This is a genomic window from Streptomyces regalis (genome assembly GCF_001509475.1).
Classification (GTDB): domain Bacteria; phylum Actinomycetota; class Actinomycetes; order Streptomycetales; family Streptomycetaceae; genus Streptomyces; species Streptomyces regalis.
The window spans coordinates 1-19,669 of the sequence record NZ_LLZG01000411.1; the positions used below are offsets into that span (position 1 = coordinate 1).

18 protein-coding genes and 1 pseudogene are annotated in these 19,669 nt (G+C 71.0%); 5 read left to right on the top strand and 14 right to left on the bottom strand.

The features are described 5' to 3' along the window. A partial coding sequence (locus ADL12_RS45430) for an RICIN domain-containing protein (RefSeq protein ID WP_062714604.1) occupies positions 1 to 1,603 on the top strand: 1,603 nt, incomplete at its 5' end. A 125-nt stretch (positions 1,604 to 1,728) separates the two neighbouring features. On the opposite strand, the gene ADL12_RS45435 is transcribed toward ADL12_RS45430, so the two are convergent. The 4 genes from ADL12_RS45435 to ADL12_RS45450 form a co-directional block, all read right to left on the bottom strand. Continuing rightward, complete coding sequence (locus ADL12_RS45435; RefSeq protein WP_062714605.1) at positions 1,729 to 2,706, bottom strand: 2-hydroxyacid dehydrogenase; 978 nt, start codon at positions 2,704 to 2,706, stop codon at positions 1,729 to 1,731. Further along, entirely contained in the window at positions 2,703 to 3,872 is a 1,170-nt protein-coding gene (locus ADL12_RS45440; protein WP_062714921.1) for a lactate 2-monooxygenase, read from the bottom strand. The genes ADL12_RS45435 and ADL12_RS45440 overlap by 4 nt, the downstream gene beginning before the upstream one ends. A 76-nt stretch (positions 3,873 to 3,948) precedes the next feature. Then, positions 3,949 to 4,641: an alpha/beta fold hydrolase gene (locus ADL12_RS45445; RefSeq protein WP_062714606.1), complete on the bottom strand. Its 693-nt coding sequence runs from the start codon at positions 4,639 to 4,641 to the stop codon at positions 3,949 to 3,951. 110 nt (positions 4,642 to 4,751) lie between these two features. After that, positions 4,752 to 5,303 carry a hypothetical protein gene (locus tag ADL12_RS45450; RefSeq protein WP_062714607.1) on the bottom strand — a complete coding sequence of 184 codons (552 nt, stop codon included), beginning with the start codon at positions 5,301 to 5,303 and terminating at the stop codon, positions 4,752 to 4,754. 338 nt (positions 5,304 to 5,641) lie between these two features. Here ADL12_RS45450 and ADL12_RS45455 point away from each other — a divergent pair, with 338 nt between their 5' ends. Beyond that, complete coding sequence (locus ADL12_RS45455; RefSeq protein ID WP_062714608.1) at positions 5,642 to 6,076, top strand: protease inhibitor; 435 nt, start codon at positions 5,642 to 5,644, stop codon at positions 6,074 to 6,076. Positions 6,077 to 6,248: 172 nt separating this feature from the next. Here the strand turns inward: ADL12_RS45455 and ADL12_RS45460 are convergent, their stop codons facing one another. Further along, on the bottom strand, positions 6,249 to 6,662 hold the full coding sequence (locus tag ADL12_RS45460; protein ID WP_079052641.1) for an STAS domain-containing protein: 414 nt from the start codon (positions 6,660 to 6,662) through the stop codon (positions 6,249 to 6,251). A gap of 221 nt (positions 6,663 to 6,883) precedes the next feature. On the opposite strand from ADL12_RS45460, the gene ADL12_RS45465 reads away from it, so the two are divergent. Next, positions 6,884 to 7,975, top strand: coding sequence for an amidinotransferase (locus tag ADL12_RS45465; protein ID WP_107120203.1), 1,092 nt, complete (start codon positions 6,884 to 6,886; stop codon positions 7,973 to 7,975). A 5-nt stretch (positions 7,976 to 7,980) separates the two neighbouring features. Here ADL12_RS45465 and ADL12_RS45470 read toward each other — a convergent pair whose 3' ends face one another. The 5 genes and pseudogenes from ADL12_RS45470 to ADL12_RS45490 all read right to left on the bottom strand — a co-directional run bounded on the left by ADL12_RS45470 (position 7,981) and on the right by ADL12_RS45490 (position 11,108). Next, positions 7,981 to 8,187 (bottom strand): CDGSH iron-sulfur domain-containing protein, encoded by a 207-nt coding sequence (locus ADL12_RS45470; RefSeq protein ID WP_062714610.1) that lies wholly within the window; start codon positions 8,185 to 8,187, stop codon positions 7,981 to 7,983. After that, the gene (locus ADL12_RS45475; protein ID WP_062714612.1) at positions 8,168 to 8,854 is read right to left on the bottom strand and encodes a HemK2/MTQ2 family protein methyltransferase; all 687 of its coding nucleotides are present in this window, start codon (positions 8,852 to 8,854) and stop codon (positions 8,168 to 8,170) included. The genes ADL12_RS45470 and ADL12_RS45475 overlap by 20 nt, the downstream gene beginning before the upstream one ends. Beyond that, a pseudogene (locus ADL12_RS45480) lies at positions 8,836 to 9,821 on the bottom strand (iron-containing redox enzyme family protein). Before ADL12_RS45480 ends, ADL12_RS45475 begins: the two are co-directional and overlap by 19 nt. A gap of 40 nt (positions 9,822 to 9,861) precedes the next feature. Next, positions 9,862 to 10,044: a hypothetical protein gene (locus ADL12_RS45485; RefSeq protein WP_062714614.1), complete on the bottom strand. Its 183-nt coding sequence runs from the start codon at positions 10,042 to 10,044 to the stop codon at positions 9,862 to 9,864. A gap of 50 nt (positions 10,045 to 10,094) precedes the next feature. Beyond that, on the bottom strand, positions 10,095 to 11,108 hold the full coding sequence (locus ADL12_RS45490; protein ID WP_062714616.1) for a Ppx/GppA family phosphatase: 1,014 nt from the start codon (positions 11,106 to 11,108) through the stop codon (positions 10,095 to 10,097). Between the two features lie 102 nt (positions 11,109 to 11,210). Between ADL12_RS45490 and ADL12_RS45495 the strand changes: the two genes are divergently transcribed. Together ADL12_RS45495 and ADL12_RS45500 are read left to right on the top strand one after the other, a co-directional pair. Beyond that, positions 11,211 to 11,564, top strand: a complete 354-nt coding sequence (locus tag ADL12_RS45495) for an ArsR/SmtB family transcription factor (RefSeq protein ID WP_062714618.1) — start codon at positions 11,211 to 11,213, stop codon at positions 11,562 to 11,564. 6 nt (positions 11,565 to 11,570) lie between these two features. Continuing rightward, positions 11,571 to 12,101 carry an SRPBCC family protein gene (locus ADL12_RS45500; RefSeq protein ID WP_062714620.1) on the top strand — a complete coding sequence of 177 codons (531 nt, stop codon included), beginning with the start codon at positions 11,571 to 11,573 and terminating at the stop codon, positions 12,099 to 12,101. 6 nt (positions 12,102 to 12,107) lie between these two features. On the opposite strand, the gene ADL12_RS45505 is transcribed toward ADL12_RS45500, so the two are convergent. The 4 genes from ADL12_RS45505 to ADL12_RS45520 all read right to left on the bottom strand — a co-directional run bounded on the left by ADL12_RS45505 (position 12,108) and on the right by ADL12_RS45520 (position 19,650). Further along, positions 12,108 to 13,601, bottom strand: a complete 1,494-nt coding sequence (locus ADL12_RS45505; RefSeq protein ID WP_244188285.1) for an alpha/beta fold hydrolase — start codon at positions 13,599 to 13,601, stop codon at positions 12,108 to 12,110. Positions 13,602 to 13,806: 205 nt separating this feature from the next. Continuing rightward, complete coding sequence (locus ADL12_RS45510; RefSeq protein WP_062714623.1) at positions 13,807 to 16,623, bottom strand: NHLP bacteriocin export ABC transporter permease/ATPase subunit; 2,817 nt, start codon at positions 16,621 to 16,623, stop codon at positions 13,807 to 13,809. Between the two features lies 1 nt (position 16,624). Continuing rightward, entirely contained in the window at positions 16,625 to 18,847 is a 2,223-nt protein-coding gene (locus tag ADL12_RS45515; protein ID WP_062714625.1) for an NHLP family bacteriocin export ABC transporter peptidase/permease/ATPase subunit, read from the bottom strand. Next, positions 18,844 to 19,650 carry an HlyD family efflux transporter periplasmic adaptor subunit gene (locus ADL12_RS45520; RefSeq protein WP_062714627.1) on the bottom strand — a complete coding sequence of 269 codons (807 nt, stop codon included), beginning with the start codon at positions 19,648 to 19,650 and terminating at the stop codon, positions 18,844 to 18,846. The genes ADL12_RS45515 and ADL12_RS45520 overlap by 4 nt, the downstream gene beginning before the upstream one ends. Positions 19,651 to 19,669: the final 19 nt, after the last annotated feature.

Here is a 19,669-nt window from a genome sequence, read left to right on the forward strand (position 1 = left end):
CCCCCCTCGCCCTCCTTACCCCCCGCCCGGCGGGGTTCCCGAAGAATCCGACGAAGGTCTCGCCGCCCGGCTGCGCGGCCGTCCGGACGGCGAGGCCGCTCCCGCCGTCGCGCTGCTCATGGCGCGGCACTGGCAACCGATCCACGAATACGCGGTGATCTGTCTCGCCTCCCCGACGGACGTCGCCGACATGGTCACCGCCGCCGCCTTCCACCAGGTCCTCGACCGCCTGGCGCTGGGCGAACCGGCCGCCGCGCTCCGACCCCGGCTCCTCGTCGCCGTGCGGGACACCGTCCGCCAGTGGTCGGCCGAGGACCGAATAGCAGACGTTGTGCCGGAGCTCGGGAAACCCGCGGGCGGTCGCGGTATGCGTACCGCGAAGTCCATGACGCCCGAAAACCGGAAGCTCGCCGATCGGTCATTCCAGGCACTTCCGGGACTTGCCCGATGTCTGCTCTGGCACACCGAGGTCGAGGCCGAGCCGTTAAGCGTGCCCGCCGGCCTGGTGGGCATGGATACCGTTACCGCCTCGGCCGCGCTCGAACAGGCGCGTGATAAATTCCGCGAAGGTTGTGTACATGCCCATCGGGAACTTGCGCCGACGAAGGATTGCCGGTTCTACAACCGCCTCCTCGACGTCCCCATTCGCCGGGGTGGAGCCCTGCTGCCGGATGTCCAGCAGCATCTGACGGAGTGCCGCTACTGCCGCAACGCCGCCGAACAACTGAGTCATTTCGAAGGCGGGTTGGGCGTGCTCATCGCGGAGTCGGTGCTCGGCTGGGGCGCGCGCCGCTATCTGGACACCAGACCCGGCCGCACCCAGAGCGACGGCTCCCGCACCCGCGGCGCCGCCCGGCACGGCGCCGGACGACGTCGCCTCCTGTCGCGGATCCCCGCACAGGTCCGCCGGGCCCCCGGCGGATCGCGCTCCTCGCGGACGCTGCTCACGGGAGTGGGCATGGCCTCCGCCGGGCTGATCGCGATCATGCTCGCGGCAGGCCTGCTGTCGGACGACGACGGGGTCGACCCGGCCGCCTCCGCCACCGGGGGCGGCACCGGATCCCAGGTGCCCCCCGCGGTCTCCTCCTCACCGCCCGGCACGGCCCAGCTCCCCAACGCACCGCGCCAGACCAGGCTGCGCAACTCCGACGCCGACCTGTGCCTCGACATCCGGGGCGAGCCGAAGGCCGGGGCCGGTGTCGAGTCGGCCGAGTGTTCCTCGGACGACACCCAGCAGTGGTCGTACGAGAAGGACGGTCTGCTGCGCAGCGTGGCGGACCCCGGCCTGTGTCTGGACTCGCACGCGGACGCCGGCGTGGTGATCCTCGGCACATGCGCCGACGACGACTCCAAGCGGGCCGATGACGTGCGCTACGACCTCACCGTGCAGGGTGAGTTGCTGCCTCGCTGGGACGAGCAGCTCGCCCTGGCGTTCACCACGGCGGACCTGGGCGCCGACATCGTCGTCAAGGTCCGCGACGGCTCCGACGCACAGCGCTGGCTGACCGATCCGGTGACATCGGCGAGCCCCGGGGCGCTGTCGAGCCCGGAGAGCGGCACACCGGGGACTCGGGCGGTGGGGTTGGCGGAGGAGGACGCGTAGGCGAAGAGGCTGTCGTGCCGAACAGGTTGCCGCGTCGGGCCGATCCGCTTCGGTCCGACGCCGCCCGGTCAGGACCATCCCGGCCGCGGCGTCCGCGAGACCCGCCACCGGCCCAGAACGCCGGCCTAGTTCACGACATCCCGCGGTGCCCCGCCCGACAGGAAGGCGGTCACGTTCTCCACGGCTGCCAGGGCGATGCGGACGAGGGTCTCGCGGGTGACGCCGCTGACGTGCGGGGACAGCACCACGTTCGGGGCGCGGAGCAGGCGCAGGGCCGCGGTGGGCGGTTCGGGGTCGAAGACGTCGATGCCCGCGCCGGCCAGGGCGCCCTTCTCCAGCGCGTCCGCGAGGGCGTCCTGGTCGATCAGGGCGCCCCGCGCGGTGTTGATCACGAACGCCGTCGGCTTGAGGAGCGCCAGCCGCTCGGCGTTGAGCAGGTCGCGGGTCTCGTCGGTGAGCGGGGCGTGCAGGGAGACGTAGTCGGCGGTGCGCAGCAGTTCGTCGAGCGGGACATGGCGGGCACCGCCGAACTCCGCCTCCTTCTCCGGCGGCAGCCGGCGTCGACCTGCGTAGACGACGCTCATGTCGAACGCGGCCGCGCGGCGGGCGACTTGCCGCCCGATCTGGCCCAGGCCCACGATGCCGAGCGTCTTGCCGGACAGTTCGGTCAGCGAGTGCTGCAGCCGGGGGAGTGCCCAGTCGGCCTCGACGAGCGCGGTGTGGGCGGGGACGATCTGCTTGGCCAGCGCGAGCATGAGGGCGAAGGTCTGCTCGGCCACGTTCTGCGCCTCGGCACCGCTGGAGCCGATGTTGCACACGCGCACGCCGCGCTCGCGGGCCGCATCCACATCGACGTAGTCGAAGCCGTGGCTCGCGCACTGCACCAGCTCCAACTCCGGTGCGGCGGCGAGGTGTTCGGCGGTCACCGGGGCGAGCGCGGTGATGACGACGTGCGCGGCGCGCAGGGCGGCCGGGTCCTCGTCGGCCACCTCGACCACGGTGACGTTCGCCCCCTCGGGGAAGAGTGTGGCGAGGCCGGCGCCGATGTCTCGACCGCCCACATGGGGCGAGATGACGGCGAGGACGTTCTTCGGGGCGGTCATGCGGATTCCTCGATGAGGTCGGCGGGGCCGATCGTGGCGGGGGTGGCGTGCCCGGACAGGGCGAGGGTGAGATCGAATTCGGCGAGCAGGCAGCGGATGACGTGCTCGACGCCCGCCTGTCCGTCGAGGCCGAGCCCGTACGCGTACGGCCGTCCGACGAGCACCGCCTGCGCGCCGAGCGCGAGCGCCTTGAAGATGTCGTCGCCGGTGCGGATGCCGCTGTCGAACAGCACGGTCAGCCGGTCGCCGACCGCCTCCACGACCCGGGGCAGGGCGTCCGCCGCCCCGATGGCCCCGGCCACCTGGCGGCCGCCGTGGTTGGAGACGACGACCCCGTCCATCCCGGCGTCGGCGGCCGCACGGGCGTCGTCCGGGTGCAGGATGCCCTTCAGGACGATCGGGCCGTCCCAGTGCTCCCGCAGGAACGCCAGGTCCGGCCAGGTCTTGGCGGGGTCCGCGAACATCCCGACGAAGTGCATGACGGCCGCGTTCGGATCCTCCTGCACCGGCTTGGCCAGGCCCGCCCGGAAGGCCGGGTCGGAGAAGTAGTTGGCGGTGCCCACGCCGTGCAGGAACGGCAGATACGCCCGGTCGAGATCGCGTGGCCGCCAGCCCAGCATGGGCGTGTCCAGGGTGACGACGAGCGCGGAGAACCCGGCCGCCTTCGCCCGGTTCAGGAAACTCCGGGCCACCTCCGGGTCCTTCGGCCAGTACAGCTGGAACCAGCGCTCGGCGTCGCCCATCGCCTCCGCGACCTGCTCCATGGGGGTGCTGGACGCCGAGGACAGGATGTACGGCACGCCCTGCGCGGCGGCGGCCCGGGCGGCCGCGCACTCGGCGTCCGGGTGCACGATCGACAGCACCCCGACCGGCGCCAGCGCCAGCGGGGCGGGCAGCGCGCGGCCCAACACCTCGACGGACAGATCCCGTTCGTGCACCTCCCGCAGGATGCGCGGCACGATCCGACGCCGCCGCAGGGCGTCCCGGTTGGCGCGGGCGGTGCTGCCGTCGCCCGCGCTGCCCGCCACATAGCCGACGGGACCGGGACCGAGGCGCTGCTCGGTCAGCTCCTCCAGCCGGGTCAGATCGGTGGGCAGCCGGGGTACGGCACCCGTCATCCCGTTCAGATAGATCTCGTACTGGAGGTCCGCCCAGTGCTTCGCCATGTCGTACATCCCGCCTCTCGTCGCTGAGAACGCGCAGTACGCCGACCATACCGACGAGTAGGCAGGAGGGGAGGGGTCAGGGTCTGGTCGCCGACTCGTGCAGAAGGCGTGCCAGTTCGCGCGGCTGGGAGAACATCGGCCAGTGGCCGGTGTCCATGGTCACCAGGTCCCAGTGGTCGCTCTTGAGGAGTTCGGCCGCGGCCCCCCACGGCTCGGCGCCGTCGAGGAGGCACTTGACGTACGTCGTCGGAAGCTCGCCCAGGTCGCCCGAGAGCACGGCCGGATCCGTCGTCGTGGCACCCGGGTGCGGGGTCGCGCCGGTCACGATGCGGGCGATCTGCTCGTCCGTCAGGCCCTGCCCCGCGAAGTCCTCGGCGGCCAGTGGCGGCCAGAAGCCGGTCGCGGCGATCGCGTCCCGCACCTCCTCGCTTGGCCAGCCCGAGAGGGAGGACTCGCCGTCGACCGGGACCATGGCGTCGACGAACACCATGCGGGTCAGCCGGTCGCCCATCCGCTCGGCCGCCTGACCGACAGGGACGCCCGCATAGCTGTGCCCGACCAGGACGACCTCCCGCAGATCCAGCCGCTCGACCTCGTCCACGATGTCCTGGACGTGGGTCTGCTGCCCGGCCGCCATACCTTGCTTCTCGGCGAGGCCGGACAGCGTCAGCGGATGGACGTCATGCCCTGCCGCGCGCAGTTCAGCGGCCACCTCGTCCCACGCCCACGCCCCGAGCCACGCCCCTGCCACCAGTACGAAGTTGGTCATGCCCGCAACCTAGCGGACGGGTCTGACAACGGCTGTGCGCGAACCGGTAACCGCCGCCGCGCCGCCCGCGGTTGAAGACCTGGAGGGCGTCAGGGCCGTACCAACCTCCATCAGTCGCTGTCCGTGGGCGCGTCCTCCGGCTCCGTGTCCGGCCCCTGCGCCCGCACCCGCTGGACGTTCTCCAGGGACTCGCGCAGTTCGGTGAGCCAGTCGTCCGTGTGCCGCTGGACGAGCCGTACGCACCAGGCGAGGGCGTCGCTGCGGCTGCGGGCGACGCCGCCGGCGATCAGGGTGTCGAGGACCTGGCGTTCGGGCTGACGCAGCCGGGTCATCACGGGGGCGGCGATGTGCGTGAACAGGGCGCGTTCGCCACCGCACTCCACTCCCCAGGAGACCTTCCGGCGGAACCGGTGCTCCGCCTCACGGGCCACCCCGATCCGGGTCTCCCGGGTGCGCTCCCGGAACTCCTGGATCCGGCCCTCCACGGCCGCCTCCCGCTCGGCGGCCGAGACGCCTTCGGCCAGGTGGGGTGCTGGGATACGGCCGATCACGGTGATCTCCTCGCGGTCGACCGTCACCTCGGTCAGGTCCTCGAAGAGGTCGTCGGGCAAGCGGCCGGCGAACCAGCCGCGCAGCTTCTCTCGTTGCTCGCTGGTAATCATGTAATCACGATTACTCCGCCCGCCCGTGAACGCAAGGGAGTGGCGGACGAGTCAGCCGAGAGCTCAACCGGAGGGCCCAACCGGAATGTTTCAGGCCTATTGCTGAACGTGCGATAACCGGCCACTCGGCGACTTGGAACGATCAAGAGCCGCCAACTTCCGGCATTGGAACGTTCGAAGTCCGTTACTTCACGCCACTGATTCAATACGCAAGGTTACTGAAACCCGTGGTGTCGATGTGAGTTTCGGCGCCGGAGTCGGCAGACTCCCGCTCGTCGTTCCGGCACCGATCGCGCCGGAGCCGGCACACCCTCAACTCGAGCGGAAGGATGCACACGATGCGGAACACCGCGCGCTGGGCAGCGACCATCGGCCTCACGGCCACCGCCGTATGCGGACCCCTCACCGGATCCGCCCTGGCCGCCCCGGACGCCACTCCCACCTCGCTCTACGCACCCTCGGCCCTGGTGCTCACCGTGGCCCACGGTGACACCGCCGGCATGAGCACCCCGGTGCGCGCGGTCACCCTCAGCTGCGCCCCGACGTCCTCCGGCACCCATCCCGACTCGGCCTCGGCCTGTGCCGAACTCCGGGGTGTGAGTGGGAACTTCGATGCACTGACGGCGAGAGACGGCGTGCTGTGCACCAAGCAGTACGACCCCGTGATCGTCACCGTCGACGGGGTCTGGCAGGGCAAGCGAGTCTCCTATGAGCGCACGTTCGCCAACGAGTGCGTGAAGGGCTCGTACACGACGAGTCTCTTCGCGTTCTAAAGGACCGGGATCGCACGGTCCCCGTGCAGTTCGGCAAACGGCTCGCGGATGGGGAGTGCTAGCCGTGCCGAGGGGCCCTCTGTGATCTCGCATCGGGGGTCGGTCGGGCGGAGTGGGGCCGCCCGGCCGACACCTCGGACCGTCATGGGATCACCCGCTTTCCCCGGGGGGATCACTCGTTTTCCCCAGGGACCCTGGACAAGGGCGCAAAACGGCCGAGCAGGCCCGCGCCGTGCAGCAGCCGCCGGATCCGAGGCGCGTCGGAGACGACCCGGAGGCGACCGCCGTGGCCCCCGGCCCGCGTTTCGGCCCGGCACAGGACGCGCAGGCCCGAGCAGTCGAAGAAGTCGACCCGCCGCAGATCGACCACCACGTCGCACTCCGGCCTCGCCGTCGCCGCGTCCAGATGTTCGGCGAGGAGCGCCGCCGTCGCCAGATCGATCTCACCCACGACCTCGACCACGGTGAACGGCCCGCATCTGCGCGTGCGGGCATGGGCGTTCGCCGGGGGCGGCACGCACCGGAAGGGGTCCGCCGTCATGTCCTCGGTCGGATGGGGGGCGCGGTCGTCGGCGTCCGGCGTCATGTCCGCTCCACCTCGGAGAAGGGGCGCATTTGATCAGGGTTGTTACCCGGAGACGAGGGTGAGCATCCCTGCGGCGCCGCGCGCAAGATCTGGTTCACTCGACCTGGTGAATGTCGCCCGTAGTGATTGACTCTTCGCCTGTGTTGTTGTTCGCGAATCGATCGACGGCTCTGCTTGGCCACTGCGCGTGACCAAGCGGGTGCGGGGTACTCGGCGGCGTTGTGGAGGAACACCTTGTTTCGCCGGTCAACTCGCACAACGAGTGGGACCCGCTGGAGGAAATCGTGGTCGGGCGTCTCGACGGCGCGACGATCCCGTCCCGTCATCCGGTCGTGACCTGCAACGTCCCGCCATGGACGGGGCGGTTGCTGGGGCTCGCGGGCGGCTTCAAGTATCCGCGCGTGCTGATCGAACGGGCGCAGGCCGAACTCGAACAGTTCATCGCTCTCCTGCGGTCCCTCGACGTCACGGTCAGGCGCCCGGACGCGGTCGACCACAGCCGACGCTTCAGCACCCCGCACTGGTCGTCGCGCGGTTTCTGCAACACCTGTCCGCGCGACAGCCTGCTCGTGATCGGCGACGAGATCATCGAGACCCCGATGGCCTGGCCGTGCCGGTACTTCGAGACCCACTCGTATCGCGCGATCCTCAAGGACTACTTCCGGCGCGGCGCGCGCTGGACGGCGGCGCCGAAGCCGCAGCTCACCGACGAGCTGTTCGAGCCGGGTTTCCGTGCGCCCGGGCCCGGCGAGCCCGTGCGCCACATCCTCACCGAGTTCGAGCCGGTCTTCGATGCCGCGGATTTCGTACGCGCGGGCCGCGATCTGTTCGTCACGCGCAGCAATGTCACCAATCGGATGGGCATCGAGTGGCTGCGCCGCCATCTCGGGCCCGGCTATCGCATCCACGAGATCGAGAGCCGCTGCCGCACGCCCATGCACATCGACACTACCTTCGTCCCGCTCGCACCCGGCAAGGTCTTGGTCAATCCCGAGTACGTCGGCGTCGACCGCTTGCCCGACGTCCTGAAGTCCTGGGACATCCTGGTCGCTCCCGAACCCGATCCGATCGACGACCGCCTGCTCAGGATCACCTCGATGTGCGGCAAATGGCTCAGCATGAACGTGCTCATGGTGGACGAGAAACGGGTGATCGCCGAGCGCCACCACACCGGCATGGTGCGCGCGCTGGAACAGTGGGGGTTCGAGCCGATCCTCTGCGACCTGCTGCACTACGCGCCGTTCGGCGGCTCGTTCCACTGCGCGACGCTCGACATCCGGCGCCGTGGCACGCTCGAGTCGTACTGCGACTGACCGGCTCACCGCTCCCTGGCCCGGTCGCGGTGGCTGGTGTCGCACCACGGGTAGCGGCGGCTGCGGCGGCAGGTGCACAGGGCGACGCGGAACCGGTCGGAGGTGACGATCGTGCCGTCCTCCAACTCCACCTCCACCGGGCCCTCCACCAAGAAGGGACCCTGGCGCTGGACCTCGATGCGGCGCGGCTCGTCAGACCGGGAGTTCGGCACGGACGACCACCAGCTCCTCCCTCGGATCCGGGGCGGACAGCAGGCCGCGCTCGCGCAGCCAGCCCTCCCGCGACCGCAGCACGGGGCCGAACGGGATCATGCGACGCCGCGTCACGGACGCCTTCAGCCCTGCCCCGCGCAGGTGCGTCAGTGTCCGGTCCGGGCAGCTGAGCGAAGAGTGCACGACCAGCAGAACGCCGCCGGGGCGCAGCAGGGTGGGGGCCTCCCGGCAGATCCGGTCGAGGACGAGCCGTCCGTCCCGGCCCCCGTCCCAGGACCGGGCCGCACCGTGCGGTGCGCGGCCCGTGTCGGGCGTGGGTACGTACGGCGGATTGGCGAGGATGAGGTCGAACGACTGCCCCCGTACCGGGGCGAAGAGGTTGCCGTGCCGGATGCGGATGCGGATGCGGATCCTCCGGAGCCGGGCCGGCCGGGCGTTGAGCCGGGCCGTGCACACCGCGCGCCACGACATGTCCACCGCGGTCACATACGTGCCGCGTCGCACGGCCTCGATCGCCAGCGCACCCGAACCGGTCCCCACGTCGAGGACGTCCGCGCCGTCGGGCACCGGCTCGTCGCGCAGGGCGCCGACCAGCAGGGCGGTGTCTAAGTAAGGGGCATTTCGGATCGTAGGGCTGTGCGCAGCGACTACTGTCCGGCACGCCAGGCGCCGAGCAGCCGGTCGGCGAAGCGGTCCTCCAGATGCCCGGTGACGTCGATGCCGAAGGTGACGTCCGGAGCGAGATGCGGCTCCTCGGCGAGCAGGCCGCCGATGACGTCATGGCGTACGACCTGCTCGTGCACCGCGTCCGCCTCGACATGCTCGTCGTAGAAGTGCTCGGCGGCGGACCCGGCGCCCGTGCGGCGCATCGCCTCGGCCAGGCGCCGCGAGGCCGGTGCCGAGGTGATCTCGACCGCCGCGAAATGGCCGACGAGCGCTCCACGCAGCGCCCGGTGCAGGCCGAGCAGGGAGATCAGATTGACCGTGGCCAGGGCCTCCGCGGTCGCCGCGTTGAGAGAGCGCCCGTACGTCGCGTCCAGGCCCAGGTCCGTCATCAGGTCGGCGAAGAGGCGCGCGTGGACGCGTTCGGGCCGGCCGCCGCCGTACTCGTCGAACTCCACCGCCGCCATGCCCGACTTGGCCCTGCCCCACAGCCGGGGCAGCACCCAGGCGTGCGGGTCCGCCTCCTTGAGGCGGTACAGGGAGCGCTGGGCCGCGTACTCCCGCAGCTGCCACAACTCGCCCTCGGCGTACAGACAGTGGCTGACGCCCGTGCCGTCGACGGGTTCGACGAGGAGGTCGGCCAGCGCGTCCTCGACGGTGTCGTGAGAGGGCGCGTCCGCGCGCAGGCGGTCAGGAAGCGGTGCTCCAGTGCCGCGCGGACGCGCAGCAGGTCAGGGTCCCACTCATGGGTCTCCGGCACGCCGGCGAAACCGCGGTAGTGCAGTTCGTAGCAGAGGTAGAGGGCGAGCTTGAGGTCGTCGCCGTAGACGGCCGTGCCCGCCACGTCCTGGTGCCGGGGCGGTGGGCGCGCACCCCGCAGATACTCCTCGACGGCAGCGGAGACGGGGCCCCGCGCGGTCGGCAGCGGGGGCCCCTCGCCGCCCTGTGCCGGACGGACGTCGTGTGCCATGGCCGCCGAGTACCCGTGGGGCACCGGGTCACCCGCCCGGTCACTCGCCCTCGGACTCCTCCTGGGCGCGCGTGTTGGGGGTGATGGCGTCGCCGGCCTCGCCCCTGCGGCGGCGCTGCTCGGCGGAGTCCCGGGTGCGGCGCTCGGCTTCCGCGATCTCGTCGATGACCGCTTCGAACGCTGTGTCGGGGTGCTTCTCGCGCTGCTTCTTGCGGTCGGTCACGGGGCTTCCTTCCGTCGTTGTCGGTTGCGTGCTGTGAGCCTTTCCCGGCGTCAGCTGGTCGCGGACGCGCTCGCGATCCGCAGGGGCACCGGGTCGGACGGAACGGCCTCCTCGTCGAGACGGGTGATCTCCGCCCACCAGGACGCGCCGTCCTCGATGTGCCGCAGCATGATCCCTTCGCGGATCGCCCACGGACAGATCGTCACCGTACTGAGGCCGGTCAGCTTCATCGCCGTGTGCGCGACCACCGCACCGGCCAGGCTCTGTGCGGCGCGCGGTGCGGAGATGCCGGGGAGAGTTGCGCGTTCGCCGGCGGGCAGCGCGGCCAGGCGTCCGATGGCCTCGCGCAGGTGCGAGCGCGCCAACTGCCGTTCCACGAAGGGCCCGTGGCGACCCGGCGCGGCCCCGCACAACCGGCCCAGCTGCTGGAACGTACGCGAGGTGGCGGCCGCCGTGTGCGGTCCCTCCCAGCGGATCCGGGCCGCGACGTCCCGCAGTTGATGGCGGACCTTGCGGCGCAGCGCCCGTACTTGTCGCGTCGCCGGCGGGTCGTCGTCGGCGAAGAACTCATGGGTCAGCCGTCCCGCGCCGAGCGGCAGCGACGCCACGAACTCGGGCAACCGGCCACGGCCGAAGGCCACTTCGAGCGAGCCCCCGCCGATGTCCAGCAGGGCGAGCGGGCCCGACCGCCAGCCCATCCACCGCCGCGCCCCGAGGAACGTGAGCTCGGCCTCGACCTCGCCCGGCAGCGTGCACAGACTCACCCCCGTCCGGGTGCGCACGGTCCGCACCACCTCCTGGCGGTTCGGAGCGCTGCGCACCACGGCGGTCGCGAAGGCCAGGGGAGCGGCGGCGCCCCATCTGGTCGCGGTGCGGCTCGCGGCGGACACCGCGCAGGCCAGCCGCTCGACGGCCTCCTCGGGGATGCTTTCCCCGGGCCTGACCTGTTCGGACAGCCTCAGCCGCCACTTCTCGGTATGGACGGGCAGTGGTACCCCGTCCGCCGCATCGGCCACCACCAGTCGAACCGTGTTCGACCCCACATCCACGACGCTGATTCGCATGCGTCGCCAGTACCCGTTTCGGGGTGGGAGCAACGGGGGCGCACAGAAGCGAGAGCGCTTTATTCCTTGACAGGAATATAATCGCAGAGGCATATTGGGTTCATGCCCGACGCCACGCTCTGGAGCGCCCTCGCCGATCCTCACCGGCGCGCCATCGTCGCGCTGCTCCTTCAGCGGCCGCGGCCCGTCGGGGAGATCGTGGAGGCATGCGGGCTGAGTCAACCGAGTACGTCGAAGCATCTGAAGGTGCTGCGGGAGGCGGGCCTGGTGCGGGTGCGGCAGGATGCCCAGCGCCGCGTCTACGCCCTGGATCCCGCCCCGATCGCCGAACTCGACGCCTGGCTGGCCCCGTACCGCGAGCTCTGGAACCGCAGCCTGGACGCCCTGGGCCGCCGACTCGACGAGACGCCGGACGACACCTCGCACGCTCCTGAGGAACCCACCACGAAGGACTGATCCACCATGACCGCCGACCTCTCCGGCACCTGTCTGACCCTGGACGACGGCCGCCCGGCCGTCCGCTTCAGCCGCACCTACGACCATCCCGTCGAGCGCGTCTGGCAGTTCGTGACCGACGCCGACGAACTGGCCCACTGGTTCCCCTCCCGCGCCGAGATCGAGCTGCGCCCCGGCGGCACCATCAGGTTCAGCGGCGACCCGAACATGGAGGACTCCACGGGCCGGGTGATCTACGTCGACGAGCCCCGGCACCTGTCCTTCGAGTGGGGCGGCGACGAGCTGCACTTCGACCTGGAGCCCCTGGACGACAGGCGCACCCGCTTCACGCTCACCAACGTCCTCGACGCCGAGAACACCGCCGCCCGCAACAGCGCCGGCTGGGAGGTCTGCCTGGCCGCCCTCGACGCGCACGCGCGCGGGGAGCGCTTCGAAGGGCCGCACGCCGGGGCCGAGGCGCCCTGGAAGGAGTTCTACGACGGCTATGTGGCCGCCGGCGTCCCCTCCGGCGCCCCGGTCCCCGGCCTGGACTCCTGAGTCCGGTCAGTGCGTTCCGGTGGGGGCGCAACTGCTCCCGGCACTCGGGATTCTCAGCTCCGTGAGGTAGTCGTCCACGGCGTCACGTGTGCAGTCACTGCGGTTGTAGACACTGTGTCCCGCGCCCGCATACGGGACCAGGACCGTCGTCCCGCGGGTCTGCCGGTGCACGTTGGCCGCCCACGCGAAACTGCTCGCCGGGTCGTGCAGCGAGTTCAGCATGAGGATCGTGGGCGCCTCGGTGATGCGCAGCCGGTGCTGCGGGTTGTTCACCTCGTCGGGCCAGCCGATGCAGCCGGCCGCCCCTTTGTGTGCGCGAGGTGAGCCGCGCATGTGAGGTGCGGCGCGTAGTTCGGCCTGGGTGAGACGGGCGTACTCCCGGTAGTCCTTGGCCCGGATGCGCCAGTCCTGGCAGAAGACCGCGGGGAACGGCTCCGCCCTCGTCTCCGGATCCGCCTGCTGGGATCGTTCGGATCCTCGCCGCTCGGCCGGTTTCCGCGCGTCGAGACCCGCCACATAAGTGGCCAGTTCGTCCCAGTACGGGCCGTAGAACGCCTTGACGGCGAACAGGGCGATGTCGTTCGCGGTGAGAGCCCGGTCCGGGCTCTCGGGGTCGTGTACCTCCCCTCGGTCCGCGCGCGCCAGCAAGCCGTCCCATACGGCGGTCACGTCCCGGCCGTGCAGTGCGCAGGAGCTGGTGCGGTCGCACCACTTCACGAACTGGTGGAACGAGTCCTCGGCGGTGGCCGCGGAAGAGACGAGGAACTCCCGGGCGCCGAGGCTGTGGTCGATGTTCGCGGTGAGGGCCATGGCCCGGATGCGGTCACCGTACTCTTCCGCGTACTGCTCGCCGATCAAGGTGCCGTAGGAGTGGCCGAAGTAGTTGATCTTCTTTTCGCCCAGCGCCCTGCGGAGGGCATCCATGTCCCGCACGACGCTCAAGGTGTCGGCGTGGTCGAAGAGCGGACCGGTGTGCCGCCGGCAATCCGCGCGCAACGCGCGGTTGAAATCGGCGAGCCGATCGAACTCCGCCTGATTGCGGGGGTAGACCGACGGCTGTTGGTCCAGCAGCTCAGAAGAGCACTTCACCGGATGGCTGCTGCCTACACCCCGCGGGTCGAACCCGACGATGTCGAATCTTTCCTGGATGTCCGCGCTGAAGTGGGCCGGGGCATCGTCCACGGCGAACTCCACACCCGAAGCGCCCGGTCCACCCGGGTTGACCAGCAGCACGCCGACCCGCCGACCCGGATCGGCCGCCTTGCGACGGGCCACCGCGAGGTCGAACGTCTCGCCCGAGGGCCGTGCCCAGTCGACGGGCAGGCGCAGGGTCCCGCAGTCCGCCGTGGTGTCCTTGGGGCACGGTTTCCAGTCGATCGTCTCCCGTGTCGTCGAGCTTCTGCCGGGAGGGTCGGAGGCCGCCGCCACGCCCGGCATCGCCGATCCGGCGAGTAATCCGGCGGCGAGCACTCCGGTGAGCGCCCTGAAGAGTGGTTGCATGAAGTCCCTTCCGAGGGTCCTGCGGATCGGATCACGGGGGTTGCCCGCATGATCGAACGTGGCAGTGATCCCATCGGCGTCACAACAGCGCAGGACGGGAATCAGGGAAGGCACCGGGGTGCGGTCGGGGTCGCCGTCGGGGCGACGCCTCAGGGGTTGCCCCGCAAAGCCCTGAGCCGTCCCTGGACTTGATCAAGCGCCGCACTCACGCCATCTGCCGCCGCACCAGCTCGTGCAGCCGCCCACTGGTGTCCGCGAGAAGCTGTGCCGGCGGACCCTGCTGGGCGACCTTGCCGTCCTCCATCACGATCACGCGATCGGCGTCCAGCACCGTGGACAGGCGGTGCGCGATGACGATGCGGGTGGCGTTGAGGGCCTTCGTCGATTCGATGACCGTGCGCTGGGTCTCGTTGTCGAGGGCGCTGGTCGCCTCGTCGAAGAAGAGGATGCGCGGGCGGCGGATCAACGCCTGGGCGATCATCAGGCGCTGCCGCTGGCCGCCGGAGATCGCGCCGCTGCCCGAGACGATCGTGTGCAGCCCCATCGGCATCCGCTTGATGTCCTCGGCGAGCCCCGCCATCTCGGCCGCCGCCATCGCCTCCTCCGGCGTGTACGGCTCCGTACCGCAGATGACGTCCAGGATGGACCCGGTGAACGGCTGCGCGTGCTGCAGCACGACCCCGCACTGCCGCCGCACGGCCGACTGGTCGAGCGCCGACAGGTCCTGGCCGTCGTAGAGCACACTGCCGGACACCGGCTTGTCGAAGCCGATCAGCAGCCTGAGCAGGGTCGACTTGCCGCAGCCGCTCGGGCCGACGATCGCCACGAACTCGCCCGGGCGTACGTCGAAGGACACGTCGTCGAGGATCAGGGGACCGTCGTCGGAGTACCGGAAGGACAGCCGGCGTGCCTCGATCGCCCCGGTCAGCGGGCCCGGCCGGGTGCTCGCCGTGCGCACCTCGGGCGTCGCGTCCAGCACCGGCTTGATCTCCTCGAACAGCGGTAGCGCGGCCACCACCGACACGAACGAGCCGGTCAGCTGGGTGACCGAGGTCAGCAGCATCGTCACCGAGGTGTTGAAGGTGAGGAACGCGGCCGCCGACATCGACCCCCGCGCGGGACCCGCCAGCAGCATGAACATCAGCAGCGTGCACACCGGCAGGTACACGGCGCCCATCACCGTGGTGAGGTTCTTGATCCGCCCCACCTTCTGCTGCAGCTCACGGCTGCGCGCGAACCGGTCCGCCCAGGCCGCGTACGCGTAGTTCTCGGCCGCCGCGACCCGCAGCTTCGGCAGCCCGCGCAGCGTCTGGAACGCCTGGTTGTTCAGCTTGTTGCTCAGCACCACCAGCCGCCGCTGCCAGCGCACCTGCCACAGTCCGAGCCCCAGGAACACGCCCGCGATGACGACGAGCATGCCGATCGCCGCCATCGCCATCGGCACGCTGTACCAGAACAGCAGCGCCAGGTTCATCGCGCCGACCGTCACCGATGACGCGACGACGGGGCCGACTCCGGCCATCAGCCGGCGGATCGCGCTGATGCCCATGGCCTGGCTGGCCAGTTCGCCGGTCGAGCGCTCGGTGAAGAACTTCGTGGGCAGCCGCAGCAGCCGGTCCCACAGGGCCGGTTGCAGCGTCGCCTCGATACGGCCCTCCAGACGCAGGATCGTCAGGTTCTGCAGCAGCATGAACGCCGCGGCCACGACGCTGCTGATCATCACGGCCAGACAGAACTGCACGATCAGCCCGGTCTGGGCCTTCGGCACGAACTCACCGAGGATCTTGCCGGTCGCGATCGGCACCAGCGCACCGATCGCCACCGTCACCAGGCCGCTGAGCAGGAGGTTCGTCAGATCACCGCCGGTGCCCCGCATGCTGAACCGCAGGAGCCTGAGCGGGCTGGGCGCGCGGTCGGGCAGCGGGCGGTAGAACATCACCGCACGCGGCTCGAACTCCTCCGCGTTGGCCTTCTCGACCGGCGTCTCACGGCCGGTCGCCGGATGGACGGCGACATAGCCGCCACGCCGCCACAGCAGGGCTACGGGCGCGCCCGAAAGCGCCCGGTGGCCCACCAGCGGCCCTATGTTGTCCCGCCACCAACGCCCGTCCAGCCGTACGGCCCGGGCGCGCACGCGCGACGCGATGGCCACCCGCTCGACCGGGTCGATCCGGTCGCTCTCGGTGCCGCTCTGCGCGGGCTCGGCCAGCGTGATCCCGGCGGCCTCGGCGACCAGCTTGCAGGCCGCGTAACTGGCGTCCGCGTCGGCGGCCGTCGTCCGCTTGTCGCTGCGCTTGCCGATGGACGCGAGCAGGGTCCGGTCGGCCTGGGCGCGCACCGCCTCGCCGGCCTTGATGCCCTCGGCCGTGCGCGTCTCGTGGGTGCGCTCCAGCTGCTCGATCCAGCGGTCGAGGGTGGTCAGCAGCCGGTACTGCTGGTCGACCATGGACTGCCAGACCGCCGGGTCCATCAGCAGGTCGGCGGCGGCTTCCGCGCCGTAGAGCGAGCCGTACTGCACGCTGCCCGGTGGCACCTGCATCCAGAAGACGTCGTCGTCGGTCATCTCGGCGGCCCGCTCGGTGGCCATCGGCGCCTGGAAGAGGATGGAGAGGCTACGGCCGACGCCGAGCGCGAGAGCGTACTCCAGCGGGCTCGTCGTCGGAGGGACGTACTGCGGGTTGCCGTACTCGTCGTAGGACCAGGTCTGCGTGTTCGCGGGCTGGTACAGCTCACGCAGCCCTATGCGGTGCACGACGCAGTCCCTCAGCGGGCGTGCCACCAGCGTGTGCTGCGGTCCGGCGACCGGGCCGAGCAGCAGCGAGCCCGCCTCCAGACGGCCGAGGTGGTGCCAGTGGCCCTGTTGCCCGGCGTCGACCGCGAACAGGTCCACGGCGCCGGACGCGACCAGCCACAGCACCTGCGGGCCCTCGAGGTCGAGGCGGTTGAATCCCGCGCAGTCGATGCGCGTGCCCATCTGACCGAGCGCGTTGAGAACGAGGTCGCCCTCGTGGACGGAGGTCATCTCACCGCTCCTTGACCAGTGCCGCGTACGCGCCGCCGCGCGCGACGAGGTCCTCGTGCCGCCCGCGTTCGACGATCGTGCCGTGCTGGAGTACGACGATCTCGTCGCTGTCGCGCACGGTGCTGAGCCGGTGCGCGATCACCACACAGGCACAGCCGCGCTTGCGCAGGTTGTCCATCACGACCTGCTCGGTCTCGGCGTCCAGCGCGCTGGTCACCTCGTCCAGCACCAGGATGCTGGGCCGGCGTACGAGCGCCCGCGCGATCTCCAGGCGCTGGCGCTGCCCGCCGGAGAAGTTGCGGCCGTCCTGCTCGACCTTGCTCTTGATGCCGCCCGGGCGGCGCATGACCACGTCGTACAGCGCCGCGTCGCGCAGGGCGTCCACCACCGCGTCGTCCGGGATCGACGGGTCCCACAGCGCCACGTTGTCGCGGACGGTGCCCTCGAAGAGGAACACCTCCTGGTCGACGAAGGAGACGGAGGCGGCGAGCGCGCCGCGCGGGATGTCCTCGATGCGCTGGTCGTCGATGCGGATGACGCCCTCCCAGGGGGCGTACAGGCCCGAGATCAGCCGGGAGACGGTCGACTTGCCGCTGCCGGAGCCGCCGACCAGGGCGACCTGCTGGCCCGGGCCGACCGTCAGGTCGAAGCCGGTGAGCAGGGGTTTGTCGAGCGGGCTGTAGCCGAAGGTGATGTTCTGCAGCTCCACGTGGCCGTTCAGCCGGCGTGTCGACTCGCCGGCGCCGGGACGGCCGTAGAGCGGGTCCGCCTCGAAGTTCTCCACGTCCTTCAGGCGGGCCACGTCGGCGGCGAAGTCCTGGATGCGGCCCGCGACGCCGTTCAGGCGGGTGATCGGGGCGGTGAAGCGGGTGACCAGGGCCTGGAAGGCGACCAGCAGACCGACGGATATGCCGCCCTCGACCGCCCGCATACCGCCGATCCAGAGGATGAGCGCGCTGTTGAGCGTGGCGAGCGTCGGGGCGACCACGCCCAGCCAGGCGCTCGGCACACCGAGCCGCTGCTGCTCCTCCAGCGTGGTGGCGTGCTGTCCGGCCCACTTGCGGAAGTAGCCGTCCTCGCCGCCGGTCGCCTTCATCGTCTCGATCAGCTGAAGGCCGGTGTAGGCGGTGTTGGTGAGCCGGGCGTTGTCCGCGCGCAGCTTCGCGGTGCGGGTGGCACGCAGCCGGATGACGACCCGCATGGCGACCACGTTCAGCAGTGCGACGCCGATGCCGACGAAGGTGAGCTGGGGGTCGTACGTGTAGAGGAGGATCGCGTAGAGGATGACGACCACCGCGTCCACGCCCGCCGCCGCGAGGTCGCGGGCCAGCGTCTCGGCCACGGCGTCGTTCGACTGGAGGCGCTGCACCAGGTCGGCCGGGCTGCGCTGGGAGAAGAACGTCACCGGCAGCCGCAGCAGATGGCGCAGGAAGCGGGCGCTGGAGAGGGTGGAGGAGATGATGCGGCCGCGCAGCAGGTTCGCCTGTTGCAGCCAGGTCAGCACGAGGGTGAGCGCGACGCAGGTCCCCATGGACGCGAACAGCACGCCCAGCAGGGACGTCTGGCCGCCGATGAGGAACATGTCGATGTAGGTGCGGCTCAGCGCGGGCACCGCCGCGCCGACCACCACCAGGAGCAGGCTCGCCAGCACGGCGGCGGGCATCGTGCCCGCGGTGCCGCGCAGCCGGGCCGGCATCGCGCCGAGCACGCCCGGCTTGCGCCCGCCCTTGCTGAAGCCCTCGCCGGGCTCCATCACCAGGACGACGCCGGTGAAGCTGCCGTCGAAGTCCTCCATGGGCACGAAACGGCGGCCCTTGGCGGGGTCGTTGATGTAGACGCCGCGGCGGCCGAAGCGGCGGCCCATGCCGTCGTAGACGACGTAGTGGTTGAACTCCCAGAACAGGACGGCCGGCGTCTTCACCTCGGCGAGGGCGGCCGTGTCCATCTGCATGCCCTTGGCGGTCAGCCCGTAGCTGCGGGCGGCCTTGAGCAGGTTGCTGGCGCGCGAGCCGTCGCGGGAGACACCGCAGGCTATGCGCAACTCCTCCAGCGGGACGTGGCGGCCGTAGTGGCCGAGCACCATCGCGAGGGAGGCGGCGCCGCACTCCACGGCCTCCATCTGGAGCACGGTGGGCGTGCGGACGGTCTTCGACCTGCCCTTGGGCACGGGGCGCTTCGGCGGGGCGGCGCGGCGCCTGCTGCGCGTTTCCTGGGCGGCGCTCACGGCAGCAGCCAATCGACGGGACGCTGGTCGGCCAGCCGGATCGAGGCGTCGGCCATGGTCATGGAGGTGAGGGAGAACGGCGGCCCGTCCGCGGACGACCACTTGTAGCCGCTCTTGGTGCTCGACTCCTTGTCCAGCTTCACCAGTACGGCCACCGGCCGGCCGTCCTTCGTGAACTGCTCGCCCAGCTGCTGGTCCCCGAGGAACGCGGCGATCTGCTGCGCCGACTGCGCGGAGCGGTCCACCGACTTCACATGGCCGCGCAGGACGCCGTACTCCTGGGTGGGCACGGAGGAGACGGTGAGGTCCACGGCTGCCTTGTCGGGGATGGAGGCCGCGTTCTCGGCGGGCACGTACACCGTGGCGTACAGGGGGTCCTCGGTGTGGGCGACCTTCTCCACGGCGGCGACGTTCGCTCCGGTGGAGATGATCTGCCCGATGGTGGCGGCGAGCGCGGTGACCCGGCCCGCGGCGACCGTACGGACGACCGTGTCGCCCTTGGCCGTACGGACCTTCAGGACGGGGGAGTTCGCCGGGAGCCGCCGGCCCTGCTCGGCGAGGACCGCGGTGACCTGGCCGGCGACCGGACTCTGCAGGATGTAGCTGCCCTGCCCGTGGGTGAGGACGGCGGGCGCGCCGACCGTGGAAGTGACCGAGCCGGTCATGGCCCACACGGACGCGGCGGCCATGACGACCACCGTCACGGAGAGCACCAGCCAGCCCTGGGGGCGGGCGAAGCGCACCGGAAGGTCGAGCTCCTCCGGTGACTGGAGCTTGGCGAGGGCCTGTTGGCGGAACTGCACGGAACTTTCCCTCACCTGA

Bases quoted from the DNA above. Each gene is read 5' to 3' on its own strand.
- ADL12_RS45435 (WP_062714605.1), bottom strand. From the start codon at position 2,706: ATGACCGCCCCGAAGAACGTCCTCGCCGTCATCTCGCCCCATGTGGGC.
- ADL12_RS45505 (WP_244188285.1), bottom strand. From the start codon at position 13,601: ATGCAACCACTCTTCAGGGCGCTCACCGGAGTGCTCGCCGCCGGATTA.
- ADL12_RS45500 (WP_062714620.1), top strand. From the start codon at position 11,571: ATGACCGCCGACCTCTCCGGCACCTGTCTGACCCTGGACGACGGCCGC.
- ADL12_RS45455 (WP_062714608.1), top strand. From the start codon at position 5,642: ATGCGGAACACCGCGCGCTGGGCAGCGACCATCGGCCTCACGGCCACC.
- ADL12_RS45460 (WP_079052641.1), bottom strand. From the start codon at position 6,662: ATGACGCCGGACGCCGACGACCGCGCCCCCCATCCGACCGAGGACATG.
- ADL12_RS45495 (WP_062714618.1), top strand. From the start codon at position 11,211: ATGCCCGACGCCACGCTCTGGAGCGCCCTCGCCGATCCTCACCGGCGC.
- ADL12_RS45440 (WP_062714921.1), bottom strand. From the start codon at position 3,872: ATGGCGAAGCACTGGGCGGACCTCCAGTACGAGATCTATCTGAACGGG.
- ADL12_RS45490 (WP_062714616.1), bottom strand. From the start codon at position 11,108: ATGCGAATCAGCGTCGTGGATGTGGGGTCGAACACGGTTCGACTGGTG.
- ADL12_RS45450 (WP_062714607.1), bottom strand. From the start codon at position 5,303: ATGATTACCAGCGAGCAACGAGAGAAGCTGCGCGGCTGGTTCGCCGGC.
- ADL12_RS45510 (WP_062714623.1), bottom strand. From the start codon at position 16,623: ATGACCTCCGTCCACGAGGGCGACCTCGTTCTCAACGCGCTCGGTCAG.
- ADL12_RS45445 (WP_062714606.1), bottom strand. From the start codon at position 4,641: ATGACCAACTTCGTACTGGTGGCAGGGGCGTGGCTCGGGGCGTGGGCG.